At 70.3% G+C, this 7,573-nt stretch carries 5 protein-coding genes; 2 read left to right on the top strand and 3 right to left on the bottom strand.

The genetic code is table 11. The features are described 5' to 3' along the window. Positions 1-163: 163 nt before the first annotated feature. The 3 genes from ACFV9O_RS16420 to ACFV9O_RS16410 form a co-directional block, all read right to left on the bottom strand. On the bottom strand, positions 164-2,278 hold the full coding sequence (locus tag ACFV9O_RS16420) for an MMPL family transporter (RefSeq protein ID WP_385417910.1): 2,115 nt from the start codon (positions 2,276-2,278) through the stop codon (positions 164-166). Positions 2,279-2,451: 173 nt separating this feature from the next. Beyond that, on the bottom strand, positions 2,452-2,709 hold the full coding sequence (locus ACFV9O_RS16415; RefSeq protein WP_385417907.1) for a hypothetical protein: 258 nt from the start codon (positions 2,707-2,709) through the stop codon (positions 2,452-2,454). Further along, positions 2,706-3,062: an ArsR/SmtB family transcription factor gene (locus tag ACFV9O_RS16410; protein WP_385417904.1), complete on the bottom strand. Its 357-nt coding sequence runs from the start codon at positions 3,060-3,062 to the stop codon at positions 2,706-2,708. Before ACFV9O_RS16410 ends, ACFV9O_RS16415 begins: the two co-directional genes overlap by 4 nt. 357 nt (positions 3,063-3,419) lie before the next feature. On the opposite strand from ACFV9O_RS16410, the gene ACFV9O_RS16405 reads away from it, so the two are divergent. Together ACFV9O_RS16405 and ACFV9O_RS16400 are read left to right on the top strand one after the other, a co-directional pair. Next, positions 3,420-6,500 carry a glycoside hydrolase family 3 N-terminal domain-containing protein gene (locus tag ACFV9O_RS16405; protein ID WP_385417902.1) on the top strand — a complete coding sequence of 1,027 codons (3,081 nt, stop codon included), beginning with the start codon at positions 3,420-3,422 and terminating at the stop codon, positions 6,498-6,500. 233 nt (positions 6,501-6,733) lie between these two features. Then, a complete protein-coding gene (locus tag ACFV9O_RS16400; RefSeq protein WP_385417899.1) occupies positions 6,734-7,501 on the top strand; it encodes an NPP1 family protein in 768 nt (255 codons plus the stop codon). Positions 7,502-7,573: the final 72 nt, after the last annotated feature.

Genomic DNA, 7,573 nt, shown 5'->3' with positions numbered 1-7,573 from the left:
ACTGCTTTCGAGACTTCCGTCGTGGGTGGGGGGGGGAGGGGGGGGGGTGGGCGGTGGGGGGTGTTTTCTCTTTGCCTTTTTTTGTTTCTGCCTGGGTGGTTGGGGGGGACTCCGGGGGGGGTTCCGTCCCCCGGGCCGGCCCCCGCCGTGGTGCGACGTCGCCTCAGGCGGGCTCGTGTTCCCGGTCCGTGGTCGTTCGCGGGGTGTTCTGCCGTGGGCCGCCAAGGCTGCGGAAGAGGCGGCCCGGCCACCAGAACCAGCGGCCGAGGTCCAGTGCGAGGGCGGGCACGAGGACCGTGCGGACCAGGAAGGTGTCCAGCAGGACGCCGATACCGATCAGCACGCCCATCTGGGCCATGGTGACCAGGGGCAGGCCGGCGAAGACCGCGAAGGTCGCGGCGAGGACGACGCCGGCCGAGGTGATGACGCCTCCCGTGCTGGTCAGGCCCTCCAGAACGCCGCGGGTGTGGCCACGCCTGCCGACTTCCTCCCGTACCCGGTGCATGAGGAAGATGTTGTAGTCGATGCCGAGGGCGACGAGGAAGACGAAGCCCAGCAGCGGGATCGACCAGTCGACGCCCGCGTGGCCGAGGACGTGCTCGAAGAGGAGGTTCGAGGCGCCGAGCGCCGCGACGTACGAGAGCACGACCGTGGCGAGCAGCAGCAGCGGGGCGACGAGGGAGCGCAGCAGCCAGATCAGCACGAGCAGCACGACGGCCAGGACGGCCGGGATGACCGTCGTCAGATCGCGGTCGGCGGCGCGCCGGGTGTCGAGGGTCTGCGCGGTGGTGCCGCCGACGAGCGCGTCCGCGCCGTCGACCGCGTGCACGGCGGAGCGCAGGTCGTCGATGGTGTTCTCGGCGGCGGGGCTGTCCGGTGCGTCCTTCAGGACGACGGCGAGGGTGGCGCGTTCGCCGTCCCGGGTGCGGTCGCCGTCCTCGACCCGGGCGACGCCGCCGACCTCGGCGGCCGCGGCCTTCACCGCGGCGGACGCGTCCGCGTTGGTGACGATCTTCGCGGGGTCGGAGGAGCCGGAGGGATAGTGCGCGGAGATCTTCTCCTGGGCCACGACCGACTCGGGCTTGTCCTGGAACATCTCGGACTGCTGCAGGCCCATGGTGATGCCCGCCGCGCTGAGGGCGAGGACACCGGTGACGGCCACGGACATCATCCAGGACCAGCGGGGGCGCCGGGCGACGGCCGTACCGATGCGGGACCAGACGGTGCGGGCCTTGTGGGCGGGTGTGCCCGACCTCGGTACGAACGGCCAGAACACCCAGCGGCCCGCGATCACGAGCAGCGCGGGCAGGACCGTGACCATCGCAAGGAGTCCGCAGAGCACGCCGACCGCGCCGACCAGGCCGATGGAGCGCGAGGAGTCGAGGTCGGCGAGGGAGAGGCAGGCAAGACCGACGGCGACGGTGCCGGCGGAGGCGAGGATCGCGGGCCCGGAGCGGCGCAGTGCGATCTGCATGGCCTCGTGGCGGTCCTCGTGGCGGTGCAGCTCTTCGCGGTAGCGGGCGATGAGCAGCAGCGCGTAGTCCGTGCCGACGCCGAAGACGAGGACCATCAGAATGCCCGAGCTCTGCGGGTTGACGGGGAGGTCCGCGTACCTGGCGAGCAGATAGGTGCCCACCTGGGTGAGCACGGCGGCGAAGCCGACCGAGAGCAGGGGGAAGAGCCAGAGGACCGGGCTGCGGTAGGTGATCAGCAGCAGGACGGCCACCACCAGTGCGGTGGCGATCATCAGGGTGGAGTCGAGGGAGTCGAAGACCGCGACCTGGTCGGTCAGGGACCCGGCGGGACCGCCGACCTGCACGTCCACGCCCGGCGGGGCGTTGGCGCCCGCGATCTCGCGGAGCTCGTCGATCGTTCCGGTGATGTCGTCGCCCTCGGTGGAGAGCGGCACGACGGTCATCCAGGCCTCGCCGTCCTCGGACGGGACGGGTGGCGGTACCTGTTCGCCCTTGGCCGCGTACGGGGCGAAAGCGGCCCGGTCCGAGGCGGCTGCCGCTTGCGCGCCGTCCCCGGTGTGGACGACGACGGCGGGCATGACAGCGTCCTCCGGGTCCGTACGGAACTTCTCCAGTTCCGTGTTGACCCGCGCGGATTCGGCGCCGCGCGGCAGGAAGGCGTTGGCGCTCGTGTCCTCGACGTCGCCCAGTTTGCCCGCGAGCGGGCCGAGGGCGACGGCGAGGATCAGCCAGGCGACCAGGACGAGCCATTTGGTGCGGCGTCCGCCGGGTGCGGAGGCCATGCGTGTGAGCAGCGCGTTCATGAGTAGTCTCCTGAGTGTGGAGTTCGGGGCGCACGGGACCCGCACCGCGGCGTGATGGTTTGCCGACCTGCCGCGGCGTCACGGGATGGTGATGCCTGTATCTGTTCTCCATGGGTACGGCCGGGAGTTGGCCCTCCCGGCCGTACCGCCTGCTGGTTGCCGTTCGTGTCGTGCTACTCGATGGAGCGCATCATCTTCTCCATCGACGTGATCGAGGCGCGGGCCTGCGTCAGCTCCTCCAGCGTGCGGCGGTGCAGCTCGACGTTGTCCTCCAGCAACTCGGCGTACTTCGCGGCGAGCTGCTTGTACTGCTCCTCGCGGGCCGCGAGCATCCGGGCCCGCCAGGTCGCGGCGAACTGCCACACGACCACGATGAGGAAGAGGAAGACACCGCCGGCGCCGGCCACTCCCGCCCAGTCCGCTCCGTTCATTCCGACGTCTCCTTCACGGTCTCTTTCTCTCCGTCTGTGATCGTCCGGGCGGCTCCCGCGACGACGTCCGGGGTCAGCGTGAGGGCGAACGGCGTGACCTCGAAGTACTTCATGGCCTTGCCGTCCTCCGACAGCTCGAGCTCCCCGGTGACCAGCCCGGCTGCCTCCAGCCGCTGCAGATGCATGTGCAGCAGCGGGCGGCCGATGCCGAGGTCGCGGGCGAGCCTGCTGACGTAGTTGCGCCCGCCCTCGGCGAGCGCCGCGACGATCCTCAGCCGGTGCGGATTGCCGAGCGCAGCGAGGATCTTCAGAAGCTCGTCCCCGCTCGGGTGCGGGGGCGGCACTCCGGCCATCGCGTCCCCTTCATCGGTACCTGTCAGTCAAAGCTGACAGGCTCCGATGGCACCTGTCAAAGAAGGCTGACACATCTCAGGGACAACTGGGGGATCCCTCAGGGTCGGCTCGGGGGTGGCGGCCAGCCGCGCTTCGGTCGCGCTCGTGAGGCCGCCGGCCGCGCTCCCTTACGGAGGGCGGACGGGCATGGACGCGCTGGACAGGCAATGTGTTCAAGCGCTGAACGAACAACTGCCCATGTTTCCCAGGGATTTGGTTCCGTCCCGCGTTTGGTGTGAAGTCTTGACGTCACTGGTCCAGGCCAGTTGACTCACGCCCCGTGAAGTGAAGCCGGCGTCGTCCACGGAGGAAGCCTCATGCACCAGGCAAGACCCCGGTTCCGTAGAACCGCCCTGCTCGTGTCCGCATGTGTCCTCACCGGACTGCTCCCGCTCGCCTCCGCGGCCACGGCCGCGGCGGACGAGCCGCCCCCGGTCGCGGTCGACCGTTTCGAGGGCGAGGTGCCCTTCGCGAACCCGCCCGCCGGAGGCATCTTCACCTGGGGCAGTGACGCCGACGACCATCCACAGCTGTCCCTGGAGGAGCGCTCCGACGCTCCCGAGGGTGCCAAGGTCCTCAAGGGCTCGTACGGCATCAGCGGCTGGGGCGGCTTCACCCACGACTTCGCCTTCGACGAGCCCGCCCACGACTGGACCGCCCACAAGGGCATCCGCTTCTGGTGGTACGGCCAGAACACCGCGCCCCTGCCGCCCGGTTCCGGCAAGCGCATCAACTTCGAGCTCAAGGACGGGGGAGCCAACGGAGAGGCGTCCGAGCTCTGGACCACGTCCTTCACCGACGACTGGGAGGGCTGGCACCTGGTCGAGCTCCCCTTCTCCCAGTTCGCGTACCGCACCGACTACCAGCCGGTCGGCGGCATCGACCAGGTGCTCGGCCTGAACGAGACCTGGGGCTACGCCCTGACCCTCCCGGTCGGGCAGCAGGGCGAGTTCGCCCTCGACGGCGTGGAGTTGTACGGCAAGGCGGACCCGGTGCTCACGGCCAGGGTCGTCACCGACACCGCCGTGCACCCGGTGCGGGAGGGCGGCTCGGCCGACGTCCGGATCGGCGTCGCGACCACGGGCTCGGCTCCTCTCGAGGAGTCCGTGACCGTCGAGTACGCCACGGACGGCGGCACCGCGACCGAGGGCGAGGACTACCGGGCGGTGTCGGGTACGGTCACGTTCCCCGCGGGCACGCCCTCAGGGACCTCCCGTACCGTCACCGTCCCCACACTGAATGACGGCTCGGCCGAGGCCGCGGAGACGGTCCCGCTGAAGCTGACGGTCTCCGGGGCGAAGGCGCCCGCCGAGGACCCGCAGGTCGTGATCGACGCGCACGGTCTGCCGTACCTGGACGCGCGGCTCCCCGTGAAGAAGCGGGTCGCCGACCTTCTCTCCCGGATGACCCTGGCCGAGAAGGCCGGTCAGATGACCCAGGCCGAGCGCAACGCGCTCAGGGCGCAGGGCGACATCGCGGCCTACGGCCTCGGCTCGCTGCTCTCCGGAGGCGGTTCGGTCCCGACGCCCAACGCCCCCGAGGCATGGGCGAGGATGATCGACGCGTACCAGCTGCGCGCCCAGGCCTCCCGCTTCCAGATCCCGCTGATCTACGGGGTGGACGCCGTCCACGGTCACAACAACGTCGTCGGCGCCACGATCATGCCCCACAACATCGGCATCGGCGCGGGGCGTGACCCCCGTCTCGCCGAGCGGACGGGCGCCGTCACCGCCGCGGAGGTGCGCGCCACCGGCATCCCCTGGGACTTCGCGCCCTGTTTGTGCGTGACCCGCGACGAGCGGTGGGGCCGGTCGTACGAGGCCTACGGCGAGGACCCGGCGCTGGTCACCGCCATGGAGACCGTCATCCGCGGCATGCAGGGCGCCCCCAACGGCAAGGACCTGAAGCGGAACGACAAGGTACTGGCCACGGCCAAGCACTTCGCCGGGGACGGCGGCACCGAGTTCGGCTCCTCCTCCACCGGCTCGTACACGATCGACCAGGGAATCACCAAGGTAACGCGCGAGGAGCTGGAGGCCGTCCACCTCGCCCCGTTCGCCGATGCGGTCGGACGCGGGGTGGGCACGGTCATGCCCTCGTACTCCTCCGTCGACATCGTCGGCGACGACGCCGGCCCGGTGAAGATGCACGCCAACGCCGAGCTGATCAACGGTGTCCTCAAGGACCGGATGGGCTTCAAGGGCTTCGTCATCAGCGACTGGCAGGCCATCGACCAGATCCCGGGCGACTACGCGAGCGACGTGCGGACGTCGGTCAACGCGGGCCTCGACATGATCATGGTGCCGACCGCGTACCAGGACTTCCACCGGACGCTCGTCGCCGAGGTCGAGGCGGGCCGGATCCCGGAGTCCCGGGTGAACGACGCGGTCTCCCGCATCCTGGAGCAGAAGTTCGCGCTCGGCCTCTTCGAGAAGCCCTACGCCGACACGTCGGGTCTGGCGAAGGTCGGCTCGGCGGAACACCGGGCGGTGGCCAGGGAGGCGGCGGCCAAGTCCCAGGTCCTGCTGAAGAACGACGGGGGCCTGCTCCCGCTGAAGCCCTCCCAGAAGGTGTACGTCGCGGGGTCCAACGCCGACGACCTGGGCAACCAGGCCGGCGGCTGGACGATCAGCTGGCAGGGCTCGCCGGGGGCGATCACCGACGGCACGACGATCCTGGCCGCGATGAAGAAGGCCGCGCCCGGCACCGTCACGTACTCGAAGGACGCGTCGGCTTCCCTCGACGGGCATGACGTGGGCGTCGTGGTGGTGGGTGAGACCCCGTACTCCGAAGGCATCGGCGACGTCGGCAACGGTCATGACCTGGAACTGTCGGCAGCCGACAAGGCCGCCGTCGCCAAGGTCTGCGCCGCGATGAAGTGCGTCGTCCTCGTGGTCTCCGGCCGCCCGCAGCTCATCGGCGACCGCCTCGGCGAGATCGACGCCCTCGTCGCCTCATGGCTGCCGGGTACCGAGGGCGACGGTGTGGCGGACGTGCTGTACGGGAAGCGCGCCTTCACCGGCCAACTCCCGGTGACCTGGCCCAGGTCCGAGGCCCAGCTCCCGATCAACGTCGGGGACACGGCGTACGACCCGCAGTTCCCGTACGGCTGGGGGCTCACGACGCTCGGCGCGGCCCCGGCCGGCGGCGAGCGCACCCTCAAGGCCCTGGCGGTCGCCGCCGCGCTCGTCGAGAGGACGGGCGGCGCAGGGTCCGAGGCCGGCCGCGCCATCGCCACCAAGGCGCGCGAGATCGTCCAGCACCGGATCGGCCGGAACATCACCCCCGCGGTGGCCAAGCCCTTCGCGGAGGCCGACCACCTGCTGCTGACGGGCGACCTGACGGGTGCGGTGGCCAGGCTCACCGCGGCTTACCGAGCGGCGGCGGCGACCAACTGACGCCTCCTCAAGGCACGGCGGACGAGGGGGCCGACGCGATGGAGTCGGGCCCCTCGTCCGCGCCGAACGGCTCTGCCGTTACGCCAACACCCGTGTATTGGCCGACCTTTCATCGCTCCGACACCGGTCGCCGCTCGGCACGTACACGAGCGTCGTAAAGATTGAGCTGCGCATGCCAATATGTGCCCCACAGGACGCCGCAACCCCACACAGCGGCCGATCAGGAGGACGCAGTGAAGAAGAGCTCGCGCATCCGCAAGTTCTCGCTCGTCGTCGGCAGCGCCATGGCGCTGGTCATCGCCTTCCCGGGCAGCGCCTTCGCTGCTCCTCCGCCGGCCCTGTCCGCCAACGCGGACGGGCTGGAGCAGACGTTCCAGCCGGCCTTCGACTACGACACGGACGGCTGCTACCCCACTCCCGCCATAGGCCCCGACGGGACCCTCAACCCCGGCCTCAATCCGACCGGTGCGCTCAACGGCCAGTGCCGTGACTCATGGGACCTCGACAACACCAACGGGTACGCGCGCTACAAGTGCAACAACGGCTGGTGCGCGATCATCTACGGCCTCTACTTCGAGAAGGACCAGGCCGTGCCCGGCATCAGCCTCGGCGGACACCGCCACGACTGGGAGCACGTCGTGGTGTGGGTGCAGAACAACCAGGCCCAGTACGTCTCCACCTCCGCCCACGGCGACTTCAACATCTACGGCCGTGACCAGATCCGGTGGGACGGGACGCACCCCAAGGTCGTCTACCACAAGGACGGCGCGAGCACGCACTGCTTCCGCCCCGCGAACTCCAACGACGAGCCGCCGGAGAACCACTACCACGCCTGGCAGTTCCCGAGGCTGGTCGGCTGGAACGGCTATCCCGCGGGTCTTCGCGACAAGCTGAGCCAGGCCGACTTCGGCAGTGCCCACTTCGGTCTCAAGGACGGCAGCTTCAACTCCCACCTCGCGGAGGCCAAGCCGGCCGGCATTCCGTTCGACCCGAACGCCTGATCCCGCGGCCCCGGGGGGGAGGGGGGGGAGGGGCGGGGTGGGGGGAGGGGGGGGGAGGCGGAGAGAACAAAC

Origin of the sequence: Streptomyces sp. NPDC059909 (assembly GCF_042730885.1) — a bacterium.
Classification (GTDB): domain Bacteria; phylum Actinomycetota; class Actinomycetes; order Streptomycetales; family Streptomycetaceae; genus Streptomyces.
The sequence above is the reverse complement of the archived record's forward strand: the minus strand, read 5'-3'. Positions and strand labels throughout refer to the sequence as shown.

Excerpts from the sequence above, each read along its gene's own strand:
- ACFV9O_RS16420 (WP_385417910.1), bottom strand. The coding sequence starts at position 2,278 with ATGAACGCGCTGCTCACACGCATGGCCTCCGCACCCGGCGGACGCCGC.
- ACFV9O_RS16415 (WP_385417907.1), bottom strand. The coding sequence starts at position 2,709 with ATGAACGGAGCGGACTGGGCGGGAGTGGCCGGCGCCGGCGGTGTCTTC.
- ACFV9O_RS16410 (WP_385417904.1), bottom strand. The coding sequence starts at position 3,062 with ATGGCCGGAGTGCCGCCCCCGCACCCGAGCGGGGACGAGCTTCTGAAG.
- ACFV9O_RS16405 (WP_385417902.1), top strand. The coding sequence starts at position 3,420 with ATGCACCAGGCAAGACCCCGGTTCCGTAGAACCGCCCTGCTCGTGTCC.